The sequence below is a fragment of the Streptomyces formicae genome, assembly GCF_002556545.1.
Taxonomy (GTDB): Bacteria; Actinomycetota; Actinomycetes; order Streptomycetales; family Streptomycetaceae; genus Streptomyces; species Streptomyces formicae_A.
In genome coordinates this window covers 7,977,412-8,000,635 of record NZ_CP022685.1, presented here as the reverse complement: position 1 = coordinate 8,000,635, position 23,224 = coordinate 7,977,412, and the positions used below count along the sequence as shown (strand labels likewise).

At 72.6% G+C, this 23,224-nt stretch carries 19 protein-coding genes; 8 read left to right on the top strand and 11 right to left on the bottom strand.

The genetic code is table 11. The annotated features are described in order from the left end of the window. Positions 1 to 48: 48 nt before the first annotated feature. Positions 49 to 1,902 carry a molecular chaperone DnaK gene (gene dnaK, locus KY5_RS34850; protein ID WP_098245935.1) on the bottom strand — a complete coding sequence of 618 codons (1,854 nt, stop codon included), beginning with the start codon at positions 1,900 to 1,902 and terminating at the stop codon, positions 49 to 51. A gap of 149 nt (positions 1,903 to 2,051) precedes the next feature. Then, a complete protein-coding gene (locus KY5_RS34845; protein WP_055555944.1) occupies positions 2,052 to 2,477 on the bottom strand; it encodes an OsmC family protein in 426 nt (141 codons plus the stop codon). A gap of 318 nt (positions 2,478 to 2,795) precedes the next feature. Here KY5_RS34845 and KY5_RS34840 point away from each other — a divergent pair, with 318 nt between their 5' ends. Further along, positions 2,796 to 4,421, top strand: a complete 1,626-nt coding sequence (locus tag KY5_RS34840) for a DUF6345 domain-containing protein (RefSeq protein ID WP_234363007.1) — start codon at positions 2,796 to 2,798, stop codon at positions 4,419 to 4,421. Between the two features lie 22 nt (positions 4,422 to 4,443). Here the strand turns inward: KY5_RS34840 and KY5_RS34835 are convergent, their stop codons facing one another. The 3 genes from KY5_RS34835 to KY5_RS34825 all read right to left on the bottom strand — a co-directional run bounded on the left by KY5_RS34835 (position 4,444) and on the right by KY5_RS34825 (position 9,169). Then, positions 4,444 to 5,835 carry an amino acid permease gene (locus KY5_RS34835; protein ID WP_098245934.1) on the bottom strand — a complete coding sequence of 464 codons (1,392 nt, stop codon included), beginning with the start codon at positions 5,833 to 5,835 and terminating at the stop codon, positions 4,444 to 4,446. 84 nt (positions 5,836 to 5,919) lie between these two features. Then, positions 5,920 to 8,136 (bottom strand): phage holin family protein, encoded by a 2,217-nt coding sequence (locus KY5_RS34830; protein ID WP_098245933.1) that lies wholly within the window; start codon positions 8,134 to 8,136, stop codon positions 5,920 to 5,922. Between the two features lie 628 nt (positions 8,137 to 8,764). After that, positions 8,765 to 9,169, bottom strand: coding sequence for a hypothetical protein (locus KY5_RS34825; RefSeq protein WP_098247678.1), 405 nt, complete (start codon positions 9,167 to 9,169; stop codon positions 8,765 to 8,767). 158 nt (positions 9,170 to 9,327) lie between these two features. Between KY5_RS34825 and KY5_RS34820 the strand changes: the two genes are divergently transcribed. Both KY5_RS34820 and KY5_RS34815 read left to right on the top strand, forming a co-directional pair. Then, positions 9,328 to 10,104 (top strand): MBL fold metallo-hydrolase, encoded by a 777-nt coding sequence (locus tag KY5_RS34820; protein ID WP_098245932.1) that lies wholly within the window; start codon positions 9,328 to 9,330, stop codon positions 10,102 to 10,104. After that, positions 10,104 to 10,718: a DedA family protein gene (locus KY5_RS34815; RefSeq protein WP_098245931.1), complete on the top strand. Its 615-nt coding sequence runs from the start codon at positions 10,104 to 10,106 to the stop codon at positions 10,716 to 10,718. Before KY5_RS34820 ends, KY5_RS34815 begins: the two co-directional genes overlap by 1 nt. Positions 10,719 to 10,780: 62 nt before the next feature. On the opposite strand, the gene KY5_RS34810 is transcribed toward KY5_RS34815, so the two are convergent. Both KY5_RS34810 and KY5_RS34805 read right to left on the bottom strand, forming a co-directional pair. Next, a complete protein-coding gene (locus tag KY5_RS34810) occupies positions 10,781 to 11,869 on the bottom strand; it encodes an MBL fold metallo-hydrolase (protein WP_098247677.1) in 1,089 nt (362 codons plus the stop codon). Positions 11,870 to 11,895: 26 nt separating this feature from the next. Then, entirely contained in the window at positions 11,896 to 13,143 is a 1,248-nt protein-coding gene (locus KY5_RS34805; RefSeq protein ID WP_098245930.1) for an aminotransferase class I/II-fold pyridoxal phosphate-dependent enzyme, read from the bottom strand. A 244-nt stretch (positions 13,144 to 13,387) separates the two neighbouring features. Here KY5_RS34805 and KY5_RS34800 point away from each other — a divergent pair, with 244 nt between their 5' ends. Next, entirely contained in the window at positions 13,388 to 14,044 is a 657-nt protein-coding gene (locus KY5_RS34800) for a DedA family protein (protein WP_098245929.1), read from the top strand. A gap of 115 nt (positions 14,045 to 14,159) precedes the next feature. Here KY5_RS34800 and KY5_RS34795 read toward each other — a convergent pair whose 3' ends face one another. Further along, on the bottom strand, positions 14,160 to 14,996 hold the full coding sequence (locus KY5_RS34795) for an RNA polymerase sigma factor SigF (protein ID WP_098245928.1): 837 nt from the start codon (positions 14,994 to 14,996) through the stop codon (positions 14,160 to 14,162). A gap of 612 nt (positions 14,997 to 15,608) precedes the next feature. On the opposite strand from KY5_RS34795, the gene KY5_RS34790 reads away from it, so the two are divergent. The 3 genes from KY5_RS34790 (at position 15,609) to KY5_RS34780 (ending at position 18,816) form a co-directional block, all read left to right on the top strand. Then, on the top strand, positions 15,609 to 16,049 hold the full coding sequence (locus KY5_RS34790; protein ID WP_098245927.1) for a CBS domain-containing protein: 441 nt from the start codon (positions 15,609 to 15,611) through the stop codon (positions 16,047 to 16,049). Between the two features lie 92 nt (positions 16,050 to 16,141). Further along, entirely contained in the window at positions 16,142 to 16,696 is a 555-nt protein-coding gene (locus KY5_RS34785) for a type 1 glutamine amidotransferase domain-containing protein (protein ID WP_098245926.1), read from the top strand. Further along, positions 16,693 to 18,816: a catalase gene (locus KY5_RS34780; RefSeq protein ID WP_098245925.1), complete on the top strand. Its 2,124-nt coding sequence runs from the start codon at positions 16,693 to 16,695 to the stop codon at positions 18,814 to 18,816. The genes KY5_RS34785 and KY5_RS34780 overlap by 4 nt, the downstream gene beginning before the upstream one ends. A 48-nt stretch (positions 18,817 to 18,864) precedes the next feature. Here KY5_RS34780 and KY5_RS34775 read toward each other — a convergent pair whose 3' ends face one another. The 3 genes from KY5_RS34775 to KY5_RS34765 all read right to left on the bottom strand — a co-directional run bounded on the left by KY5_RS34775 (position 18,865) and on the right by KY5_RS34765 (position 21,495). Continuing rightward, positions 18,865 to 19,467, bottom strand: coding sequence for a TIGR03086 family metal-binding protein (locus tag KY5_RS34775; RefSeq protein ID WP_098247676.1), 603 nt, complete (start codon positions 19,465 to 19,467; stop codon positions 18,865 to 18,867). A gap of 74 nt (positions 19,468 to 19,541) precedes the next feature. Beyond that, the gene (locus KY5_RS34770; RefSeq protein ID WP_418952839.1) at positions 19,542 to 19,775 is read right to left on the bottom strand and encodes a DUF6158 family protein; all 234 of its coding nucleotides are present in this window, start codon (positions 19,773 to 19,775) and stop codon (positions 19,542 to 19,544) included. Between the two features lie 100 nt (positions 19,776 to 19,875). Further along, positions 19,876 to 21,495, bottom strand: coding sequence for an ABC-F family ATP-binding cassette domain-containing protein (locus KY5_RS34765; protein WP_098245923.1), 1,620 nt, complete (start codon positions 21,493 to 21,495; stop codon positions 19,876 to 19,878). Positions 21,496 to 21,632: 137 nt separating this feature from the next. On the opposite strand from KY5_RS34765, the gene KY5_RS34760 reads away from it, so the two are divergent. After that, positions 21,633 to 23,171 carry a bifunctional phosphatase PAP2/diacylglycerol kinase family protein gene (locus KY5_RS34760; RefSeq protein ID WP_098245922.1) on the top strand — a complete coding sequence of 513 codons (1,539 nt, stop codon included), beginning with the start codon at positions 21,633 to 21,635 and terminating at the stop codon, positions 23,169 to 23,171. Positions 23,172 to 23,224 lie beyond the last annotated feature (53 nt).

Here is a 23,224-nt window from a genome sequence, read left to right as displayed (position 1 = left end):
CGTCGACTGCGGGTCGTTCGTGGCTGAGCGCGCAGTTCCCCGCGCCCCTTACGGGGCCCTCTTGTCGTCCTCGTCCACGATCTCCGCGTCCACCACGCCCTCCTCAGCGGTGGACTCCGAGGGCGTCTGTTGGTCCGAGGCGCCCCCGCCGGAACTCGCGTACATCGCCTGACCCATCTTCTGGCTGACGGAGGCGAGCTTCTCGGCGCCGGTGCGCAGGGCCGCGGTGTCGTCCGGCCTGTTCTTGAGGAGCTCCTTCAACTCGGCGGCCGCCGCCTCCACTTCGCTCTTCGTGTCGGCGGGCACGCGCTCCTCGTTGTCGCGCAGGAACCGCTCGGTCTGGTAGACGAGCTGCTCCGCCTGGTTGCGGGTCTCCGCGGCCTCGCGGCGCCTGCGGTCCTCCTCCGCGTGCTCCTCGGCCTCGCGAACCATGCGGTTGATGTCGTCCTTGGGCAGCGCGGAACCGCCGGTCACCGTCATGCGCTGCTCGCGCCCGGTGGCCTCGTCCTTCGCGGACACGTGCATGATTCCGTTGGCGTCGATGTCGAAGGTGACCTCGATCTTGGGGACGCCGCGCGGGGCGGGCGGCAGTCCCGTGAGGTCGAAGACGCCGAGCTTCTTGTTGTACGCGGCGATCTCCCGCTCGCCCTGGAAGACCTGGATGCCCACCGAGGGCTGGTTGTCCTCGGCGGTCGAGAAGGTCTCCGAACGCTTGGTGGGGATCGTGGTGTTGCGCTCGATGAGCTTGGTCATGATGCCGCCCTTGGTCTCGATGCCGAGGGACAGCGGGGTCACGTCGAGCAGCAGCACGTCCTTCACGTCGCCGCGGATCACCCCGGCCTGGAGGGCCGCGCCGAGTGCCACCACCTCGTCGGGGTTGACGCCCTTGTGCGGGTCCTTGCCGGTGAGTTCCCTGACCAGTTCGCTCACCGCGGGCATGCGCGTGGAGCCGCCGACCAGGATCACGTGGTCGACCGCGGACAGCTTGATGCCCGCGTCCTTGACCGCCTGGTGGAAGGGCTGCTTGCAGCGGTCGAGCAAGTCCGCCGTGAGCTCCTGGAACTGAGCGCGCGTCAGCTTCTCGGCCAGGTGCAGCGGGCCCTCGGCGGACGCGGTGATGTAGGGCAGGTTGATGTCCGTCTCACTCGACGACGACAGCTCGATCTTCGCCTTCTCCGCGCCCTCGCGCAGGCGTTGGAGCGCCATCTTGTCCTTGGCGAGGTCCACGCCGTGCCCGTTCTTGAACTGCCGCACGAGGTGCTCGACGATCCGCTGGTCCCAGTCGTCGCCGCCGAGCTGGGTGTCGCCGTTGGTGGCCTTGACCTCGATGACGCCGTCACCCATCTCCAGGAGGGAGACGTCGAAGGTGCCGCCGCCGAGGTCGAAGACGAGCACGGTCTGGTCGTCGCCCTTGTCCAGGCCGTACGCGAGGGCCGCCGCCGTCGGCTCGTTGATGATGCGCAGGACGTTCAGGCCCGCGATCTCTCCGGCCTCCTTGGTGGCCTGGCGCTGGGTGTCGTCGAAGTACGCGGGCACGGTGACGACCGCGTCGGTGACGTCCTCCCCGAGGTAGGACTCGGCGTCCCGCTTGAGCTTCTGCAGGACGCGCGCGGACAGCTCCTGCGCGGTGTAGCGGGTGCCGTCCACGGAGCCGCTCTCCGGGAAGCGCCAACCGCTGTCGCCCATGTGGCGTTTGACGGAGCGCGCGGTCCGCTCCACGTTCGTGACCGCCTGTCGCTTGGCGACCTCGCCCACCAGGACGTCGCCGCTCTTCGCGAACGCGACGACCGAGGGCGTGGTGCGCGCCCCCTCCGCGTTGACGACGACGGTGGGCTCACCGCCCTCCAGCACGGCCACCACTGAGTTCGTCGTCCCGAGATCGATCCCGACCGCACGTGCCATGGTCCAGTCCCTTCCGCCGCGAGCCCAAGTCCCCCGTATCCAGGTCTACTCCGTCCTCCATCACAAAACTTGAGCGGGCTCTTGTCAACCCCCGGACATGACGATGCCGCCGCCCCATCGGGACGGCGGCACGGTCAACAGGAGTCGCGTCAGGCCAGCTTGGCCGAGAGCGTGATGGTCGTGCCCGTGAGCGCCTGGCTCACCGGGCAGTTGGCCTTGGCGTCCTCGGCGGCCGAGGTGAAGGCGGCCTCGTCGAGTCCCGGCACGGTGCCCTCGACGGTGAGGTGGATGCCGGTGATGCCGGTGCCCGGCTGGAAGGTCACGTCGGCGGACGTGGTGAGGCGGGTGGGCGGGGTGCCCGCGCCGGTGAGGCCGTGCGAGAGGGCCATGGAGAAGCAGCTGGAGTGCGCGGCCGCGATCAGCTCCTCCGGGCTGGTCTTGCCGTTCGCCTCCTCGGCGCGCGACGGCCAGGACACCGCCTGCTCCCCGATGCCGGAGGAGTCGAAGGTGACGGTGCCCGACCCCTCCGTCAGCGAGCCTTCCCAGACCGTGTGCGCGGAGCGCGTGGTTGCCACGATGCAGTTCCCTTCAGTGCGGTTCCGTGATCGGAAGTTCCGTGGGCACCATCCGATCACACTCCGGATGAAATCGGGCCGCGCGGGGCGCAGCAGCGGCCCGGGAGATGTTCGAGCGGGCAGCGCAGGTGCGCCTCGGCCGATACGAACAAGTTGTGTCGGCCGACGCGCCAAAGATGCCTCTGAGGTGCGAGAACAGGGGCGTGACAAGGGCTCAATGGCCGGAATGGCAACTGGGCAAAGGTCGTCGGCGGTGACACTTTGAGGCCCCCTCGCGCACGGAACGAGGAGATCCTCTCAGGGGGTATGGCCATGCGCATGAACTACTCGGACCGCGGTCCGTCTCCACTGGAACCGGAGAAGCCCGGTGCGGCGGGCGACCGCGACTCGACCTTCGGCTGGTGGGGTGCCTTCAGCATCCAGAAGTTCGTCAACCAGGCGACGCTCTACCACACGCACGAGGATGCCACCGGCTGGCTGGCGTACCTCCAGCAGTTCTACGACCGCAACTTCTGGTTCGCCGACGGCGGCGCGCAGGTGTGGGCGTACGAGGAGACGTACGACAACTGGCAGGACCGCTACGGCATGGACGCGGTGTGCGCCGTGTACCACTCCGGGCACGGCGGCATGGACGGCAACGGCGTCTTCTTCGCGCCACTCGGCGCCGTCTGGGACGGCCGCAGCGACGCGATCTCCAACCGGATGGCGCTCGGCAACGAGAAGGCCAACTACGTCTTCTGGTCGACCTGCGACTCGCTCAAGGTCACCGGCGGCCACTCCCCGATCCGCACCTGGGCCGGTCCCAACATCGGCTTCCGGATGATCTTCGGGTTCGAGACCACCAGCATCGACAGCGGCGACTACGGCAAGAAGTTCTGGGAGAAGTGGCGGGCCGGGCAGACGTACTGCGACGCGTGGCTGAACGCGAGCTGGGACATCTACCACGGCCAGGCGCCCTCCGTCGCCGCGGTCGGCACCACCCAGGCCGAGGCCGTCAACCGGCTCAACACCGAACGCAACTTCTACCGGGACCACGTGCCGGACACCTGGTACGCGTGGCGCTGGTACTACGCGCGCGAAGGCGTCAGGGAGCCGCTCACCCAGCTCCCGGGCCCGCAGCAGATCGTCCAGCTCGCGCCCCGCGACCCGAGCGCGGAACTGACCGACCTGGGCCGCCAGGCCGGGTTCCCGACGGCCGCGCTCCAGGAGGTGCAGGTCGAACGCCAGGGCGTCATCAACGCGACCTCCGGCGACCGCGTCATCTCCACCGCCCCCGGCGGCAACCGCTGGATCAAGCTCGCCGAGCCCAACCACCGCAACACCCAGCAACTGCCCACCGACCGGGCGATCGAGGCGGCGCGCGCCTTCGCCGAGCAGTACGCCGAGGGCGCCGAGCTCGTCGTCGACAGCGTGCACGACCTGATGCAGAACTCCGGCACCAAGGACGGCTCCGAGGTCGGGCGCCCGGTGTCCCTGCAGACGCACGTGACGTTCCGCCAGGTCTTCGACGGCGTGCCCGTCATCACGCCGGGGCGGGGCCTGATCCGGGTGGGCCTGGACAACGACGGCACCGTCGTCCAGTCGCAGATCGCCACGCGCAAGGCCACCGGCGTCACGCGCGAGCCGAGCACGGAGGTCTCACCGCCGCCGCCCAAGGGCGGCAAGGCGACGGCCGCGCCGCTGGAGCGCGACCCGCGCAAGGCGCTCGACGCGGCGCAGCGCAGGCTGCTCGCCGAGCTCGCGGCGGTCACCGCGGGCGAGAGCGTCCAGGGCGCGGCGCAGCAGCGTCAGCCCGAGGTCAAGGACGTGCCGGGCACGTTCGAGGTCGGCTACGAGGTGGAGGGCAACGAGGCGTACCCCGCGGCCCGCAAGCTGATCGAGATCGGCGAGCGGGACAGCATGTTCCGCACGCAGCGCTGGGTCGTCGCGCCGCTGGCGAGGTAGCCGCGACCACCGGCACCCGAGGTCAGCCGTTCGAGGTGGCGGCCCGCTGCTTGCGGGCCGCCATCCACGCGTAGACGAGCACGCCCACGAAGAGGAACAGCACGCCCTGGTAGACGGCCGCGTAGCCCGACCCGGCGACGAGCCACATCGCGAACGCGAACGCGACACCGGCGAGCACGGCGTCCCGCACCAGACGGCCGCGGTTGACGCGCTCGCGCTGTCCCGAGACCAGGAAGTAGATCTGCGCGGCGGTGGCGAGGAGATAGGGCACGGTCGCGGTGAACGTGGTGATCAGGACGAGCGACTCGAAGACGCCCGACGAGCCCGCCGTGTAGTTGTAGACGGTGAGCAGCGAGGCGAGGACGACGGTGACCAGGACGCCGACGGTCGGCACGCCGCGCTTCTTCCTGCCGAACGCGCTCGGGAAGAGCCCGTCCTTGGCGGCCGCGTACGGCGTCTGGGCGCTGAGCAGCGTCCAGCCGTTGAGGGCGCCGACCATCGAGATCAGCGCGGCGAAGGCGACCGCGGTGCCGCCCCAGGAGCCGCCGAACATGACGTCGACGGCGTCCGAGAAGGGCGCGGTGGACGTCATCAGCTTGTCGTGGGCGACCGTCCCGAACACGGCGAGGGTGCCGAGCAGATAGACGACGGCGGCGCCGAGGGTGCCGAGGATGGTGGCGCGCCCGACGTTGCGGCGCGGGTCGCGGACCTCGCCCGCGCTGACGGCCGCCGACTCGACGCCCAGGTAGGAGAAGAGCAGGATCGCGGCGGCCGCCGAAACCGCCCCCATCGGGCTGTCGTTGCTCGCCTGGAAGGGCCCGAGGTTGGCGCTGTCGAAGAAGAAGAGCCCGCCGATCGCGACGAGCAGCAGCGGCAGGAACTTCAGTACGGTCGCGACCAGTTGGACCGCGCCGACGTAGCGAGTACCCGCGAAGTTGGCCAGCGCGGGCAGGAGTTGCAGCACGAGGGCGGCCAGACAGGCGGACCACTTGTGGTCGTTGACGGGGATCAGGACGTCCAGGTATCCGACGGCCGCGACGGCGAGCGCCGCGTTCGACACCCAGGTGGTGATCCAGTACGACCAGGCGGCCAGGAAGCCCGCGAAGTCGCCGAAGGCCGCCCGCGCGTACACATAGGGCCCGCCGGTGCGCGGGTCACGTTCGGCGAGGCGTCCGAAGACCAGGGCCAGCGCGATGGCGCCCGCGGTCAGGACGGCGAAGGCGACCAGGCTGATGGTGCCGAACGGGGCGACGGAGGCCGGGAGCAGGAAGATGCCGCCGCCGATGATGTTGCCCATGACGAGGCAGGTGGCGATCGGAAGGCCGAAGCGCCGGGCGTGCCTGCTCTGCGCTTCCTGGCCTTCTCCCTGTTCGAGGGCCGGATCCGACTGCGGGGCGGTTCCGGTGTCGTGCATGGGGTGGTGCGCCTCTCGTCGTGCCGGGTCGCCCGGGATCGCCGAGCGGAAGCCATGGTCGGGCACGGCGGACGCTCCACCAAATCAGTGTGTTTTGTCCTGCACGGCGGTGTCGGCGGCCGCAAATGCTGTGCCGCCGGGGGCATTCCGCGGGGAATCGTCCACCGGAACCGCAGCCTCCGCGACGGCTTCGCACGCCGTGACCTGCGGGTTCTCCGCCCCTGCCGGGCGCACGTCGGCCACGGGCACCTCCGGCCCCAGGTCCTCGCCGAGCCAGCACCGCAGTACGTGGTGGACCTGCTCGGCGCCGACCAGCTCCTGCCCCGGCGCCACCGGCTCGGACAGCGCGAGCGGCGAGAGCAGGAACGGCCTGGCCTGCGCCCCGCCGAGGCCGCCGTGCGAGCCGACCTGCTCCTCGAAGGCGAGCACCTCGCCCTCCACCGGGTCGTACCAGGAGTTGACCATGATGTCGGCGGTGTGCGGAAAGCCGTCCGTGCGCCGCACGGCCTCCAGGGCGCCGGGCCCGAAGTCGGCGAGCGGCCCGAGGTCGGCGGGCTCCTCCGCCAGGTACACCTCGACGCCGCGCGCCCCGAGGACCACGGGACCGCGCTCCGCGCTGCGGACGAGCAGGAAGCCGATGCCGGGATGGTTGGCGAGCGTGGGCAGCAGCGCGGGATGCCGCCGGTCGATCTCCTCGCGGGTCATGCGGTGCGGCACGTCGGGGAAGGAGACCAGGCCGAGGTTGCCCGAGGCCAGCACGATCGGCTCGGCGCGGCGCGCGGGACGCCGCTCGTCGGCACCCTCCTCGACCGGGCGGCGCAGCGCGGCCCGCACGGTCGCCCTGGCCTCGGCGCCGCTGTGCGTGCGCGGCGCCCTGCGCGGCACGGGCAGCCCGCAGCCCGCCCGCACCAGGTCGCCGAGGGTCAGCCCGTACCGCGCGCGGAAGGTCTCGCCCGGGCTCTGCCCGTGGTCGGAGAGGAGCACGATCCGGTACGCGCGCGGGGCGTGCTCGGCGACCTGCGCGAGCAGCGCGAGCGAGCGGTCGAGGCGCGCGAGCACCTTCTCCACGTCGGGTCCCGTGGGCCCGGAGTGGTGCGCCACCTCGTCGTAGGCGACCAGGTCCGCGTAGACCGCGCTGCGCCCGGCGAGCATGTCCCCTATGACGGCGGCGACCACGACGTCCCGCTCGACGACGGTCGCGAAGGCGCGGATGAACGGATAGAGCCCGCCACGGCCGACGCGCGGCCGCCGCCGCTTGACGCGGGCCCGCGTCGACTCGCCGATCTCCCTGAAGACCTCGGCGACGAAGGAGAGCGCGGTGCGTACGGCGTTGGCGGGGTCGGAGAAGTACGCGAAGTACCCGGCCCGCGACCGGTTCTCCTTGCCTCGCCGCGCCGCGATGGACAGCACGAGGGCCAGTTGCTCGGCGCCGCCGCTGAAGAGGTTGCCGCGGCTCGCGCCGTCCACGGTGAGGAGGCCGCCGTCGCCGGTGCGCTCGATCGCGCGGCGCTGCAGCTCCGCGGCGGAGGCGGGCCGGTTGCTGACCATGACCTCGCCGGTGTCCTTCTCGTACCACCGGAAGGCGGGCACGTCGTGGTTGGAGCCGTGCAGGATGCCGAGCTGGCTGGCGCCGGTCTGGCTGGACCAGTCGGTGCGCCACGGGGTGAGCCGGTGCGTGGCGCCGCCCTTCCCCTCGCCCAGCCAGCCCGCGACGGTCGGCATGAGGCCCTTGTCGACCGCGTCGCGCAGGACGTCGTGGCCGACGCCGTCGAGCTGGATGAACACGGTGCCGGGCGTGACGGGCCCGCCGCTCCGCTCTTCGGCACGGTCGCTGCGCCGTCTGCGCCTGCGGTCGGCGAGCCGGTAGAGCCGTCGCCGGTAGGCGTCGTCGTCCCGGACGGCGAGCGCGCCGCCGGTGGCGGACGCGACGGCGGACATCACGGCGGCCACGACGACGGCGGTCTCCACGCCGACCTCGCCCCGCCCCTCGGGGATCAGCCGCAGGGCGACGAGCAGCAGGGACCCGTTGAGGAAGAAGGCGAGCAGCCCGAGAACCAGAGCGGGTACGAGGAGCAGCGCACGCACGAGGAGCGGCCACACCACGGCCGACAGCACGCCGAAGGCACCGGCGCCGAGGGCGGCGGTGACGGCGATGCGGGTGGCGCTGTCGCCGTCGTCGGACTGGAGCTTGAAGTCCGGCAGGATGCCGGCGAGTACGAGCATCGTCAGCGTGCTGACGGCCCATACGGCCACCACGCGCCAGAGCGTGCTGCCGACTCTGCGCCATCGCTCTTGCCCCACGCCGCGCCACCTCACGTTTCCACCCGAACCGGACACCACCCTCCCACACCCCCTCCCCCCACCAAGATCCCCGCCCCTCTCCACGGTCCCCCCACCCCGGCGCTCCACCACCCCGCCACCCCACTGCCCCGCCGCCCCACTGCCCCCTCCGACCAGCGCGCCCTCCGTTCCCCTCTCGGCCCCGTGGCTGCTTCCCTCCGGTTCGCCGCGCCCCTCCCATTCCCCGCCGCTCCGCGGCGCTTTTCCCCACCCGCCCGCCCCGTTGCGTACCTCGGCACCGTCGTCCCACTCTCCGCCGCTCCGCGGCGACCCCTCCGTGCGGGAGACCCGTCGCGGCGCGGCGGGGTGGCGGAGCGCCGACAGCAGCCACGGAGCGGGGGGGACGCTGCGGAGCGGCGGGTGGGAGTGGGCGGGGCCGAGGGGCATGACCGGGCGGGCGGGTGGGAGAGAGCGCCGCGGAGCGGCAGGGTATGGGGGGGCGGGACGAGCAGGAGGGCAGCAGCCGCGGGGCCGAGAGGGGGCGGCGCGGAGCGGCGGGGTGGGGGGCGAGGGGCATCACCGGGTGGGTGGGGAAAAGCGGTGCGGGGCGGTAGGGACGTGGGTGGGTGCGGGTGAGAGTCACGGCGCGTCAGCGCCCGTCGTACCCCGCCGTAGGCATGGAAAGCCGCCGATGCACATGCGCCTTCATCTCCGAGTCGTACGCAGGCTCCGCGAGCCCCGCCGTCTCGACCCGCACCCCCCTGCGCGCACACTCCGCGGTGAACTCGTCGGCGGAGCGCAGCGCCCGCTCGAGGACGCGTCGGCTCGGTACGACGAAGAGGTCCACGAGGCCCGCCTCGACGTCCCCCCACAGCACGGCGTGGTCGGCGCGCAGTCCCCGTACGACGAGTTCGCGCGTGACCACGTAACCCCGTTCGGCCGCCCACCGCGCGCACATCGCGTGCTGGCTGCGGGAGTCGACGAGGAAGGGGTCGGCCTCCAGCTCCTCCAGGGGCGTCAGGCTGGCGATCGCCGCGACCCGCACCACGGCGATGCCGGTGCCGGGAACGATTCCGGCGCCGATCCCGACGCCGACGCCGATGCCCGCGGCGTCTTCCATGGTGTCCCCCTCACCTCTGCTCACCTCTGCGTCAGCCATGGACACTACTCCTGGCCGTAGGCTCGGAGACAGTCGCACGAAGGAGGAACCGGGTGCCCGTCGAGGTCACATGGTGGGGCCACGCCACCTGCACGGTCGAGGACTCGGGCGTCCGCGTACTGACCGACCCCCTGTTCGCGCGCCGCCTGGCGCACCTGCGGCGCCGCAGGGGCGCACCGCCACCACCGGGCGCCGCCGTCGCCGACGTCGTGCTCCTTTCGCATCTGCACGCCGATCATCTGCACGTACCGTCGCTCGCGCGGCTCACGCCCGGCACGCGCGCGCTCATCCCGCGCGGGGCCGCGCGCTCGGTACCAGGACTGACCCGCAGACTGCCCCAACTGCGCTTCACCGAGGTCGCGCCGGGCGACGAGGTCCGCATCGCCGACCTCGTCGTCCGCGTGGTCCCCGCGCAGCACGACGGACGGCGACTGCCGCTCGGACCACACCTCTCCCCCGCACTGGGTTTCGTCGTGCACGGAGAGGCCCGCACCTACTTCGCCGGTGACACCGGCCTCTTCGACGACATGGCGGCAGAGGTCGGCGAGGTCGACGTGGCACTGCTGCCCGTCGGCGGCTGGGGCCCCTACCTCGGCCACGGCCACCTGAACCCCTCCCGCGCCGCCGAAGCACTCGCCCGGATCGCGCCCCGCAGCGCGATCCCGGTGCACTACGGCACGTACTGGCCGATCGGGATGGACGCCGTGCGCCCCCATGAGTTCCACGCGCCGGGCCAGGAGTTCGTGCGCCAGGCGGCCCGTCTCGCGCCGGAGGTGAGCGTGCACCGGCTGGCGCACGGCGAGCGGGTCCGGCCGGAGGTCGCCAAGTGATGTGGGCGGCGGCCTCCCATGTGACGCCGGAGAGCACGCAGCAGGCGGCGGGCTACCCCTCGCTGTTCCTGCTGGTGGTCATCGGTGCGCTGGTGCCCGTGGTGCCGACGGGCGCGCTGGTGAGTTCGGCGGCGGTGGTCGCCTTCCACCAGACCTCGCCGTTCTCGCTGCTGATCGTCTTCGGCGTCGCGGCGCTCGCGGCGTTCATCGGCGACATGGGTCTGTACTGGCTCGGGCGGCGCGGCATGCGGTCGAAGAACGGCTCGCGCTGGCTCGCGGCGATCCGCGACCGGGCGCCGGAGGAGCGGCTGCGGCAGGCGCAGGAGAAGCTCGACGACCACGGCGTCCTCGTCCTCGTGCTGTCCCGGCTCGTCCCCGCGGGCCGGATCCCGGTGATGCTGGCGTGCCTGATGGCGAAGATGCCGCTGCGCAGGTTCGCGCGCGGCAACGCGCCCGCGTGTCTGGCCTGGGCCGCGACGTACCAGCTGATCGGCATCCTGGGCGGCTCCCTGTTCAAGGAGCCGTGGCAGGGCGTCGCGCTGGCCATCGGCCTGACGGTCCTGATCAGCGTGGCGCCCGCGGTGTGGCGCAGGCTCCGGGGGCACACGGCCTAGCGCCAGGCTCTCCTGGCCCGGCGCCCCGGGCCAGCTCCGGGCCAGCCCCGGGCCAGGAGATCTCAGGCGGCGAGCACCCGCGACGCCCCCACCGGCAGGTCCCACAGGTCCTCGCGCGGCAGGCCCGCCTTCTCCCATGCCGTACGCACCCTGGTGAGCGGTTCGAGCACCGGCTCGGCGGAGAGCAGGAACGTGCCCCAGTGCATGGGGGCCATCCGCCGCGCCCCGAGGTCGGTGGCGGCGCGGACCGCCTCCTCCGGGTCGCAGTGCACGTCGCTGAGCCACCAGCGCGGGTCGTACGCGCCGATCGGCAGCAGCGCCAGGTCGATGCCGGGGTAGCGGGCACCGATCCGTTCGAACCAGTGGCCGTATCCGGTGTCGCCCGCGAAGTAGACCCGCTGCCCTCGCGCGTCGGTGAGCACCCAGCCGCCCCACAGCGTGCGGCACGTGTCGAGGAGGCTCCGCTTGGACCAGTGGTGCGCGGGCACGAAGTCGAAGCGCACTCCGCCCAGTTCGGCCCCCTCCCACCAGTCGAGTTCGGTGACCTCGCTGAAGCGGCGGCGGGTGAACCAGCGGCCGAGTCCCGCGGGCACGAAGACCGGGGTGTCCCTGGGGATTCTGCGCAGGGTCGGGGCGTCCAGGTGGTCGTAGTGGTTGTGGCTGATGACGACCGCGTCGACGCGCGGCAGGGCGCTCCAGGCGACACCCACCGGAGTGACCCGGGCCGGGGTGCCGAGGATCTTGCGGGACCAGACGGGGTCGGTGAGGACGGTGAGCCCGCCGACGCGCAGCACCCAACTGGCGTGTCCCGCCCAGGTGACGGCGACGGTGTCCGCGTCGACGCGCGGCAGCGGGCCGGGGTCGAAGGGCAGTCTCTGGATGTCCGCCAGCCCGTCGGGGCGCGGCCGCAGGGCGCCCTCGCGGGCGAAGCGCGCGAAGGCGCGGAGCCCTGGCAACGGGGCGGTCAGCCGGTCGGCGAACGACTTCGGCCACCGGCGGCTCCCGCCGGGCGCCCGCGGCGGGGAGGGCGTGTGCGGCGGGGACGGCGCGTGCGGCGGGGAGGCCACCTGCTGCTGGCTCCTCTGCACCTCTTGCGCCTGCTGCGCCTGCTGTGCCTGCTGCACTCGCTGCGCCTCTTGCGCCTGCTGCATCTGCTGCGTCTGTTGCGCCTGCTGGGTCACCGAGGAGGCTCCATTCGCTGGGCTTCTGCGCGGAGATCGTCGAAGGCCGATCCGAACCTGCTCAACGCCCGTTCCACATGCGGCAATTCCAGTGGGTCGGGTGCGGCGAGGGACGCCATGCGCTCGTCCGGTGTCGAACCGAGCAGCGGCCCCGTGGTCAGGCGTACGCGCAGGGCGTCGATCTCGTCGCCGAAGCGGTGGCCGCCGGGTGCGGGCATGCCGAGCCGGTCACCGAGGAAGTCCTCCAGGTCCTGCGCGTCGGCGACACCGCGCGCGGCGAGCGCGGGGCGCAGCGGGCCGAGGTCGGCGTAGAGGTGCCGACCCGCCTGCGGGGGCCTGGCCAGGGCACCCGCCGCGAGCACGGCGCGCTGCGCGGCGGCGGCCACGCGCGCGTGCAGGCGGACGGCCGAGGTGAGGCGATCGCCGATCTCGTCCGGCTCCCCGAGCGCGTACGCCGCGGCCGCGGCGGCCGGGCCCCCGGGCACGGCGCCGAGCGCCGCGAGGACGTCCAGGGTGCGGGCCCGCAGCGCGCTGCCCGCCGCGGTGGCGGGGAAGCGCGCCACGGCCGCGGGCAGCGCCGGGGGCAGGAAGGCGCCCGAGAGGTCGGAGAGGACCGTCACGCGCGCGTGGTCCATCTCCGCGGGTCCGATCAGGACGGTGTCGCGGGGCCGGTGCAGGGTGTCGCGCCACGTCTCGTCGCTGATCACGTGCAGACCCTCGTCGGCGGCCGCTTCGACGGCCTCGTGCAGCACTTCGGGAGGCGGCACGGTGGCGGTCGGGTCGTCGGCGACGGAGAGCACGAGGAGCCGGGGTCTGCCGCCCTCGGCGCGGACGCGGCGGACGGTCTCCAGGAGCGCGTACGGGTCGGGGACGCCGCCGCACTCCGCGGGGGTCGGCACGTGGTAGACCGCGCGGCCGAGCAGCCGCGCCTGGGGCGCCCACCAGGCCGGGCAGGGCCGGGGCAGCAGGACGTCGCCGCCGAGGGCCGCGGTCAGGGCGAGCAGCAGTGCGGGGGCGCCGGGGGCCGCGACGACGTGGTCGCGTTCGGCGGGCAGCCCGCGCCGGGACCAGTAGCCGCAGGCGGCGTCGAGGAGTACGGGGCCGCCGCCCGGGGGTTCGCCGTGGGACCTGCCCGCGGCGGCCGCGGCGGCCGCCGCCACTTCGGGCAGCACCGGAAGGCCCGGCTCCGGCGGGGGCGGCCCGTACCGGACGGGCCCGCGCCCTTCGGGGTCCGTCCGCCGCATGCGTACCTCCGTGCGCTCACGTGGCTTTCCGTCCCTTCGCGACTGTGCGTACCCAGGACCTGGCCGTACGAGCCCATCAGAGCGCGACCGCGACCCTCCCGCGCGCGCTCGCCCCCCGGCCGGGTGAGGGTCGGGCTCCTCCTTAAGGAGTGCGGCGGGCCGCCCGGCACTCGACGAAAGTCGGGGGTAAGTCGTGCCGATCGTGCGCAGCGCGGGGCGGGTCCCGATTCCTACGCTGGCTGTCATGAACGACGCGATCATCCATGCAGTCGAAGGCTTCGTCACCTCTCCGTGGGTGTACGTGGTGCTCTTCGGCATCGCCGCACTGGACGGCTTCTTCCCGGTGGTCCCCAGCGAGACGCTGGTGATCACCCTGGGAGTGTTCGCCGCCTCGACCGGCGATCCCCAGCTCGTGCTCGTGATCGTCGTGGCCGCGCTCGGCGCCTTCACGGGTGACCACATCTCCTATTGGATCGGGCGCGCGTCCGGACAGAAGATCTTCGCCAAACTCAAGCCGGAGAGCCGCAGCCGCAAGGCGTACGACCGGGTGGGCAAGATGCTGGAGGAGCGCGGCGGCCTCGTCCTCGTCGTCGCCCGCTACATCCCCGGCGGCCGCACGGCGGCGACGCTCACCACCGGCGCCACCGGCTTCCCGCGCCGCTCCTTCACCTTCTTCGACGCGATCGCCGCGTCGTCCTGGGCCATCTACTCGGCCTGCCTCGGCTACGTGGGCGGCGCCGCCTTCGAGGACACCCCGCTGTACGGTGTCGCGCTCGGCCTCGGCATCGCCTTCTCGGTCACCCTGCTGCACGAGGGCGTCCGCTGGCTCCGGCACCGCCGCGCCCCCAAGGCCGAGCCGCGGGAGGTGCCCGCCAAGGAGGAGACCCGGAACGCCGCCTGACGCGGCCGAAGCGCCCTTCGCACGACCCCATCGCACGCGTCGTCCAGCACGGCGGCGGCCCCCGTTGAGAAGGAGAACGGGGGCCGCCGCGCGTCGTGCGGCGGGGCCTCGCGCGTTACGCGGCGTCCCGCATCACCTGGTCGCGCAGCCGGTCGCAGCAGCGGCTGATCAGCCGCGAGACGTGCATCTGCGAGATGCCCATCTCGTCGGCGATGCTGCTCTGGGTCATGTCGCCGAAGAACCGCATGTAGAGGATGGTGCGTTCGCGCTCGGGCAACTGCGCGATGCGCGGCTTGACGGCCTCGCGGTCGATGACGACGTCGAGCGCGGGGTCGGGCCCGCCGAGGGCGTCGCTCAGCGAGTAGCCGTCCTCGCTGCCCGGGAGTTCCGCGTCGAGGGAGAGGGCGGTGAAGCTGTCGAGCGCCTCGAGCCCCGCCTTCGCGTCCTCCTCGCTCATCTGCGCGTGTTCGGCGATCTCGGCGATCGTCGGGGCGCGCCCCGAGACCGTCTGGGCGAGGTCCTGGCGGGCGAAGCGCACGCGGTTGCGCAGGTCCTGGACGCGGCGCGGCACGTGCAGGGTCCACATGTGGTCGCGGAAGTGCCGCTTGATCTCACCGGTGACGGTCGGTACGGCGTAGCTCTCGAACGCGGTGCCGCGGCGGGGGTCATAGCGGTCCACTGCCTTGACGAGCCCGAGGGCCGCGACCTGGCGCAGGTCGTCCAGGGACTCGCCCCGATTGCGGAAGCGCCCCGCGAGACGCTCGGACATGGGCAGCCAGACCTCGACGACTTCCTGGCGCAGGGTGTCCCGCTCGGGTCCGTCCTCCATCTCGACGAGCTGCTCGAAGGCGGCCGTGGTGTCCGGGGCGTCGTCGTGCGGATGCCGCTTGGTCCTGGCGGGGACGGTGGTCGCGTTCCTGGTCGCCGGGACGGTGGTCGTGTGGGATCGCATGGTGCGTCGCAACTCCCTCAATAGGTGCGTGCCTTGACTGGACGGTCACCGTGGGAGTTCGTGCACAAGTCGGAAAACGACGAGGCACACCCGGGGTTGACTCAACCGCCACTCCCACGGACGTGCCTCCTGTCCGAAGCACTCTCCTTCGCCTGCCCAGCACTTGTGCTGACAAACACCGCGAGGTTTCCTGCGGGTCCTGCCGGACGCCCGGAAGGGCGCCGAGGGCGGCCCCCAGCGGCCGGGCGCGACGGTGCCGCCCCGGTCATGCGCCCCGGAGCGGCACCGTGTGCTGCCGCGTCACGCGGCGTGGCGGGCGTGGCGGGCGTGACGCCGTGCACCGTCCGTCTCGTCCGGGTTCCGTGCGGGCGGCAGCAGCAACTCCTCGTACCGGCCGAGTGCCAGGACCACGCCCAGCATGACTGGTGGGATGCATACAGCGAGTACCGCCATGACCCCTGCCCTCCCAGCGTGTCGGGGGGTGTCGCGCACCGGGTCTCCCCCTCGGCACGCGGCAAACCTCCGCGGGTGCGGGCATAGCCCGGAGGCACAGGGGTACTGCGGGCGGGTGACGCTCAAGAACGAACGCACGCACGCAGGAAGGGCCATATCATGGCTGATTTCGTAAGGGACGTCATGACGACCGGTGTCGTGGCGGTACGTCCCGACGCCTCTCTCGTGGAAGCGGCGCAGCTCATGCGCGCGCAGGACATCGGCAACGTGCTCGTCGCCACGGAAGGCCAGATCCTCGGTGTGCTCACCGACCGGGACATCGCGCTGCGCGCCGTCGCCGACGGGGCCGACCCGCTGACGGTCAGCGCGCAGGCGGTCTGCACGCCCAACCCGGTGGTGGTGGCTCCCGACGACGCGGTACCGGCCGCGGTCGCGCTGATGCGCGACCACGCGGTGCGCAGGCTGCCCGTCGTGGAGAACGGCCGCCCGGTGGGCATGGTGAGCCTCGGCGATCTGGCGCTCACCCAGGACCCGACGTCCGCGCTCGCCGACATCAGCGGCGCGGATCCGGACCACCGGCCGGGGACCGGGCTGGTCTGAGGCGCGAGGCACCGGCGGGGTCGCCGCGCGAGAGGCGGCCGCGTCGGCCGTCCAGCACGTACAGAGAAAGGAAGTTGAACTTCACCATGGCTATGCGCATCGCATTCCTCGTGGCCCCCGAGGGCGTCGAGCAGATCGAACTGACCGACCCCTGGCAGGCCGTGGGCGACGCGGGCGGCGAGCCCGTCCTGGTGTCGACGGAACCGGGTCGGATACAGGCGTTCCACCACCTCGACAAGGCGGACACCTTCCCCGTCCAGCACGTGGTGGGCGACGTCAGGGCCGACATGTTCGACGGCCTCGTCCTGCCCGGCGGGGTGGCCAACCCGGACCAGCTGCGGACGGACCCGCAGGCCGTGGACTTCGCGAAGGAGTTCTTCGCCCTGGGCCTGCCGGTGGCGGCCATCTGTCACGCGCCGTGGACGCTCGTCGAGGCGGACGTCCTGCACGGCAGGACGCTGACCTCGTGGCCGAGCCTGCGCACCGACATCCGCAACGCGGGCGGAGAGTGGGTGGACGAACAGGTGAAGATCTGCGACGGCGGCCCCAACACGCTGATCACCAGCAGGAAACCGGACGACCTCAAGGCGTTCTGCGAGGCAGCCGTCGGCGAGTTCACCAAGGTCACGAAGCAGGCGACCCGATGACCGGCGACAGCGCCGGCACCGGCGCGGACGGCAAGCAGCGACAGCGCGACCGCTTCCGTGCCGAGGACCCGGCGACCGGACCGCTCACCACCGACCAGGGCGTCACCGTCGACCACACCGACGACTCGCTCGCCGCGGGCGAGCGCGGCCCCACCCTGCTCGAGGACTTCCACTTCCGGGAGAAGATCACCCGCTTCGACCACGAGAGGATCCCCGAGCGGGTCGTGCACGCGCGGGGCGCGGGCGCGTACGGCTACTTCGAACCGTACGAGTCCTGCGCCGCGTTCACCCGAGCGGCGTTCCTCCAGGATCCGTCGGTGCGTACGCCGGTCTTCGTGCGCTTCTCGACGGTGCAGGGGCCGCGCGGCTCCGCCGACACCGTGCGGGACGTGCGCGGCTTCGCCACCAAGTTCTATACGACGGAGGGCAACTACGACCTGGTGGGGAACAACTTCCCGGTCTTCTTCATCCAGGACGGCATCAAGTTCCCCGACTTCGTACACGCCGTGAAGCCGGAGCCGCACAACGACATCCCGACCGGCGCCTCCGCCCACGACACCCTCTGGGACTTCGTGTCGCTGCAGCCGGAGACGCTGCACACCATCATGTGGCTGATGTCGGACCGCTCGATCCCCCGCAGCTACCGGATGATGCAGGGCTTCGGCGTGCACACGTTCCGCTTCGTGGCGGCCGACGGGCGCGGCACGTTCGTCAAGTTCCACTGGAAGCCGAAGCTCGGGGTGCACTGTCTGACGTGGGACGAGGCCCAGGAGTGCCAGGGCCGCGACCCGGACTTCAACCGGCGCGACCTGTGGGACGCCATCGCGTCCGGCGACTTCCCCGAGTACGAGCTGGGCGTCCAACTGGTCCCCGAATCGGACGAGTTCGCCTTCGACTTCGATCTGCTCGACCCCACGAAGATCATCCCCGAGGAGCAGGTGCCGGTGCGGCCCATCGGCAGGATGGTGCTCGACCGCAATCCGGAGAACTTCTTCGCCGAGACGGAGCAGGTCGCCTTCCACACCGCGAACGTGGTGCCGGGCATCGACTTCACCAACGACCCGCTGCTGCAGGCCCGCAACTTCTCCTACCTGGACACCCAGCTGATCCGGCTCGGCGGGCCCAACTTCGCCCAGATCCCGGTGAACCGGCCCCTCGCACCGGTGCGCAACAACCAGCGCGACGGCTACCACCAGGGCGCGATCCACTCCGGGACGAACTACACGCCCAACTCCCTGGGCGGCGGCTGCCCCGCGCTCGCGGGACCGGACGAGCTGCGCGCGTTCACCCACCACACCGAACGCGTCGACGGCCAGAAGATCCGGCGGCGCAGCCCCAGCTTCCAGGACCACTACAGCCAGGCCGCGCTGTTCTGGAACAGCATGGCGGACTGGGAGAAGCAGCACATCGTGGCCGCCTTCCGCTTCGAGCTCGGCAAGGTGGGGGCGATGTCCGTGCGGGAGCGCACGGTGAGCGAACTCAACAAGGTCGACCACGAGTTGGCCGTCGAGGTGGGCACCGGGGTCGGCGTCCCCGTGCCGCCGGACAGCGAGGCGGGTTCGTACAAGCTCGCCTCGCCCGCGCTGAGCCTGCGCGGCCTCGGCGGCGATCACGGGATCCGCACCCGGCAGATCGCGGTTCTCGTCACGGACGGCGTGGACGCGGACCAAGTGGTCGCCGTGCGCGACGAGTTGACGTCACAGGGCGCCGTCGTCGAGGCCCTCGCACCGATGGACGGCACCGTCGGGGGCGCCGACGGACGGACGTACCAGGTGGACCGGGCCCTGCCCACCGTGGCCTCGGTCCTCTACGACGCGGTGCTGCTGCCGGGCGGCCCCACCGGCACGCCCGCCCTCGCGCACGACCCCGACGTCACACGTTTCGTGCGTGACGCCTACCGGCACGGCAAGCCCATCGGGGCGCTCGGCTCCGGCGTCGGCGTGCTGGGGTGCCTGCGCGCCGAGGGTCTGCGGATCGCCTCCGAGCAGGGGAACGTCGTGTCCGAACACGGCGTGGTGACCGACCCGACGCCGGGGGCCGACGTCACGTCGTTCGCGCACGCCTTCGTCCAGGCGATCGCCGCCCACCGCCACTGGGACCGGCCACCGCTCGGCAGCTGACGCGTCCGCGCCGACGCGGCCGCTGAGGCGTCCCCACGGAAGCGGGCGTCAGGCCCGGCGACCGAGGAGCCCCAGCAGCCGCGTCTGCGCGTCGGCGTCCCGCGGCTGCTCGACCGCGGGGGCGAAGAGCCCGCTCTTCGCCAACTCGGCCGCGTACGGCTCGACTTCGCGTACGGAGAAGTCGACGAGCGCGTCCGGCAGCGTCTCGTCGGCGCCGATCGCCCGGGAGAGGTCCCAGGCGTGCACCACGAGGTCGGTCGTCATCTGTCCGCAGTAGAACGCGGCGGAGGTGTCGCCGAAGGAGAGGTGCACGGTGCGGTCCAGGGCGCCCGCCTCGCGGAACGCGGCGCGGGACGCGGCGGCCGCGGTGTCCCAGGAGGCGACGGGGTCGGGGCCGAGCACGTCGCCGTCGAAGGCGTCACCGACCGAAGCGGTGGTGGCGCCTTCGCGGACGAGCGAGGGCACCCACAGCTGTTCGCCGGTGAGGTGGGCGACGAGGTCCCGCACGGTCCACTCCGTGCAGGGCGTCGGCGCGTCCCACTGGTCGGCGCGGACGGCGTGCACCCGGTCGGTGAAGAGGTCGAGGGCCTGTCCGTGCCGGTCGAGCAGCGCCGGATCGGCCGCCCCGCCCTGGTCGCTCGCGTCACCCATGCCGCTCGCGTTACTCGTGCCGCTCTCGCTACTCGTGCCGCCGGTGTCACCCGTGTCGTGCCGCTCGTCGTCCGTCATGAGTCGCCGTTTCCCCTCTCTCGCGCGCCCGCGCGCGTCCGCCCCGCCGCCACCGACCTGCGCGGATGGCGGCGCAGGTACTCGCCCTCCAGTGCCGCCATGCGTTCGTTGTGCGCCCGCAGGGCGTCGTTCGAACCGTGCAGCAGGGTGGTGTGGCGGGTGCGGTGGATCGTCTCCAGCTCCTTGATGAGCTCCTTGTCGTCAAGGCGCCCCGGGTCGACTCCGTTCATCGATCGCTCCGATCGCTCCGTCACGTCGCTCCTGCGCCCCGGGTACCCGATCGGGCCGTCCTACCCAGGATGCACCGCGCGCGGTCGGGGCGCTCCCGGGCTACCGCGCGCGCTCCACCCGTCGCTCGTCCCACACCGGCTCGGGGGTCTCCCTGACCTTGCCGTCGCTGCCGAAGACCAGGTACCGGTCGAAGGAGCGGGCGAACCAGCGGTCGTGGGTGACGGCGAGGACCGTGCCCTGGAACGCCTCGAGGCCGTCCTGGAGCGCCTCGGCCGACTCCAGGTCGAGGTTGTCGGTCGGCTCGTCCAGGAGCAGGGCCGTGCAGCCCTCCAGTTCCAGGAGGAGGATCTGGAAGCGGGCCTGCTGGCCGCCGGAGAGCCGCTCGAAGTTCTGCTCCGCCTGGGCCGTCAGCTCGTACCGCCGCAGGCGCGACATGGCGGCGCCCCGGTCCTGGGCGTGCTCGCGCCACAGGATGTCCAGGAGCGGGCGGCCGAGCAGCTCGGGGTGGGCGTGGGTCTGCGCGAAGTGGCCCGCCACGACGCGCGCGCCGAGCTTCCAGGCGCCGGTGTGCGCCACCTCGCCGCCGGCGAGCAGCCGCAGGAAGTGCGACTTGCCCGAGCCGTTCGAGCCGAGGACCGCGACCCGCTCGCCGTAGAAGACCTCAAGGTCGAAGGGTTTCATCAGCCCGGTGAGCTCCAGGCCCTGGCAGGTCACGGCGCGCACGCCGGTGCGGCCGCCCTGAAGTCGCATGGTGATGTCCTGCTCGCGCGGCGGCTCGGGCGGCGGTCCCGCCTCCTCGAACTTGCGCAGCCTGGTCTGGGCCGCCTGGTACCGCGAGGCGAGCTCGTGGCTGATCTCGGCGGCCTGGCGCAGGTTGCGGACCAGCTTCTTCAGCTGCTCGTGCTTCTCGTCCCAGCGCCTGCGCAGCTCCTCGAAGCGCGCGAAGCGCTCCTTGCGGGCCTCGTGGTAGGTCGCGAAGCCGCCGCCGTGCACCCAGGCGTCGGCGCCGCCGGGGCTCTGCTCGACGCTGACGATCTTCTCGGCGGCGCGGGCGAGCAGCTCCCTGTCGTGCGAGACGAACAGGACGGTCTTGCGGGTCTCCTTGAGCCGCTCCTCCAGCCAGCGCTTGCCGGGTACGTCGAGGTAGTTGTCCGGCTCGTCCAGGAGCAGGACCTCGTCGGAACCGCGCAGCAGCGACTCCAGGACGAGCCGCTTCTGCTCACCGCCGGAGAGCGTGCGGACCTCGCGGAACTGCGCCTTGTCGTAGGGCACGCCGAGCGCGGCCGTGGTGCAGATGTCCCACAGCGTCTCGGCCTCGTAGCCCTGGACCTCCGCCCAGTCCGAGAGCGCCTGGGCGTACTGGAGCTGGGCGGCCTCGTCGTCGACCGTCATGATCTTGTGCTCGGCCGCGTCCACGGCCTTCGCGGCCTCGCGGATGCGGGGTGTGGAGACGGAGACGAGCAGGTCGCGCACGGTGCTCTCGTCGCGCACCGAGCCGACGAACTGCGGCATCACACCGAGCCCGCCGCTGACGGTGACGCTGCCGCCGTGCGGCTGGAGCTCGCCGGAGATCAGGCGGAGCAGTGTGGTCTTGCCCGCGCCGTTCGCCCCGACCAGGGCGACCACCGCGCCCTCGCCGACCCGGAAGGAGACATCACCGAGCAGCGCCCGCCCGTCCGGCAAGTAGTACTCGAGGTGCGCGGCTTCCAGATGTCCCATGGCGGTGATTCTCCGGGTCCGGGCACCGCTCGGGCAAACCGTTTCCGCGCGGGGCCGCACCGGCTCGCCCGCCGCTCCCACCTGCGGGCGCGCGGACCGGTGGCCTGAATCGCGGTGCTTTGGGTACGCGAGGGTCCATGCGCCCTGACTACTCGGACGTCTCCGACCTCGACCTGTCCCCTTCCGCGACCGGGAACAGCCCGCTCAAGTCCCGGCTGGTCGGGTTCGACCGCCGCCTGTTCGAAGCGGTCGCCGCCCGGCACTGGCCGGGCGGCGACCGCGTGCTGCCCGGGCTCAGCCGGAGCGCCAACCACGGCGTGCTGTGGTTCGCCGTGGCCGCGGGCATCACCGCGACCCGCACCCCGCGGGCCCGGCGCGCCGCGCTGCGCGGTGTGGCCTCGCTGGCCCTCGCGTCGGCGACCATCAACACCCTGGGCAAGCGCTCGGTGCGCCGTCCCCGGCCGCTGCTCGACGCGGTACCGCTGATCAGGCAGCTCAAGCGGCAGCCGATCACCACGTCCTTCCCCTCGGGCCACTCGGCGTCCGCCGCCGCCTTCGCGACCGGCGTGGCGCTGGAGTCGCGGGCCTGGGGCGCGGCCGTCGCGCCGCTCGCGGCCGCCGTCGCGGCGTCCCGCGTCTACACCGGGGCGCACTTTCCGAGCGACGTCCTGGTGGGCGGGGCGCTCGGCGTCGGCGCGGCGTTCGCGGTGCGCGGCCTGGTGCCGACGCGGGCCCAGCTCGCGCCGCCGGGACGTCCCCGCGTGGAGGCTCCCGCCCTGCCGGGCGGCGCGGGCCTCGTCCTGGTCGCCAACGCCGGTGCGGGCACCGCGGACCGCGTCAAGTCGCTGCACGCCGCGCTGCCGGAAGCGGAAACCGTCATCGCCGAACCGGACGACCTGGTCGCCGAGTTGGGCAAGGCCGCGGCCCGTGCACGGGTCCTCGGCGTCTGCGGCGGCGACGGCACGGTCAACGCCGCGGCCACGGTCGCCCTCCAGCACGGGATACCCCTCGCGGTGCTGCCGGGCGGCACCCTCAACCACTTCGCGTACGACCTCGGGGTCGAGGACGCCCGCGACCTGTCGCGCGCGGTGGAGGCCGGGGAAGCGGTCGCCGTCGACGTGGGCCGCTTCAGGAGCGGGGCCGGGGACCCGGCCCAGGAGCAGCCCGTGGAGGGGTACTTCCTCAACACGTTCAGCCTGGGTGTGTACCCGGAGCTGGTGCGGCTGCGCGAGCGCTGGGGGCCCCGCGTCGGCGGCAAGCCCGCCTCCGTGCTCGCGGCGCTGAAGGTGCTGCGCTCCGACGAACGGCCGATGGTCGCCCAGTTCCGCGGCAAGGAGCGGGCGCTGTGGCTGCTCTTCGCGGGCAACTGCACGTACCACAGGCCGGGCTTCACCCCCGGTCGCCGGCTCGACCTGGCGGACGGGCTGCTCGACGTGCGGATCGTGCACGGCGGGCGCAGGCCGGGCACGCGGCTCCTCGCCGCCGCCCTGACGGGACCCGAGGTGCGCTCCCCCGCCCAGGCGGCCGCGCGGCTGCCCCGGCTGCGGGTGGACGGCCTCGGAGCGGGCACCGCGATCGCGTACGACGGCGAGGTGCGGCACGTCCACGGCTCGCTGCTCCTGGACAAGCTGCCGGAGGCGCTGACCGTCTACCGGCCGCTGTCGCCCGTCCGCTGACCGTCTGACCACATATTGATACGCGGGTCTCATCATTCGGCATGGCGGCGTAC

Excerpts from the sequence above, each read along its gene's own strand:
- dnaK (WP_098245935.1), bottom strand. The coding sequence starts at position 1,902 with ATGGCACGTGCGGTCGGGATCGATCTCGGGACGACGAACTCAGTGGTG.
- KY5_RS34840 (WP_234363007.1), top strand. The coding sequence starts at position 2,796 with ATGAACTACTCGGACCGCGGTCCGTCTCCACTGGAACCGGAGAAGCCC.
- KY5_RS34835 (WP_098245934.1), bottom strand. The coding sequence starts at position 5,835 with ATGCACGACACCGGAACCGCCCCGCAGTCGGATCCGGCCCTCGAACAG.
- KY5_RS34815 (WP_098245931.1), top strand. The coding sequence starts at position 10,104 with ATGTGGGCGGCGGCCTCCCATGTGACGCCGGAGAGCACGCAGCAGGCG.
- KY5_RS34810 (WP_098247677.1), bottom strand. The coding sequence starts at position 11,869 with ATGCAGCAGGCGCAAGAGGCGCAGCGAGTGCAGCAGGCACAGCAGGCG.
- KY5_RS34805 (WP_098245930.1), bottom strand. The coding sequence starts at position 13,143 with ATGCGGCGGACGGACCCCGAAGGGCGCGGGCCCGTCCGGTACGGGCCG.
- KY5_RS34800 (WP_098245929.1), top strand. The coding sequence starts at position 13,388 with ATGAACGACGCGATCATCCATGCAGTCGAAGGCTTCGTCACCTCTCCG.
- KY5_RS34795 (WP_098245928.1), bottom strand. The coding sequence starts at position 14,996 with ATGCGATCCCACACGACCACCGTCCCGGCGACCAGGAACGCGACCACC.
- KY5_RS34790 (WP_098245927.1), top strand. The coding sequence starts at position 15,609 with ATGGCTGATTTCGTAAGGGACGTCATGACGACCGGTGTCGTGGCGGTA.
- KY5_RS34785 (WP_098245926.1), top strand. The coding sequence starts at position 16,142 with ATGCGCATCGCATTCCTCGTGGCCCCCGAGGGCGTCGAGCAGATCGAA.
- KY5_RS34780 (WP_098245925.1), top strand. The coding sequence starts at position 16,693 with ATGACCGGCGACAGCGCCGGCACCGGCGCGGACGGCAAGCAGCGACAG.
- KY5_RS34775 (WP_098247676.1), bottom strand. The coding sequence starts at position 19,467 with ATGGGTGACGCGAGCGACCAGGGCGGGGCGGCCGATCCGGCGCTGCTC.
- KY5_RS34770 (WP_418952839.1), bottom strand. The coding sequence starts at position 19,775 with ATGAACGGAGTCGACCCGGGGCGCCTTGACGACAAGGAGCTCATCAAG.
- KY5_RS34765 (WP_098245923.1), bottom strand. The coding sequence starts at position 21,495 with ATGGGACATCTGGAAGCCGCGCACCTCGAGTACTACTTGCCGGACGGG.
- KY5_RS34760 (WP_098245922.1), top strand. The coding sequence starts at position 21,633 with ATGCGCCCTGACTACTCGGACGTCTCCGACCTCGACCTGTCCCCTTCC.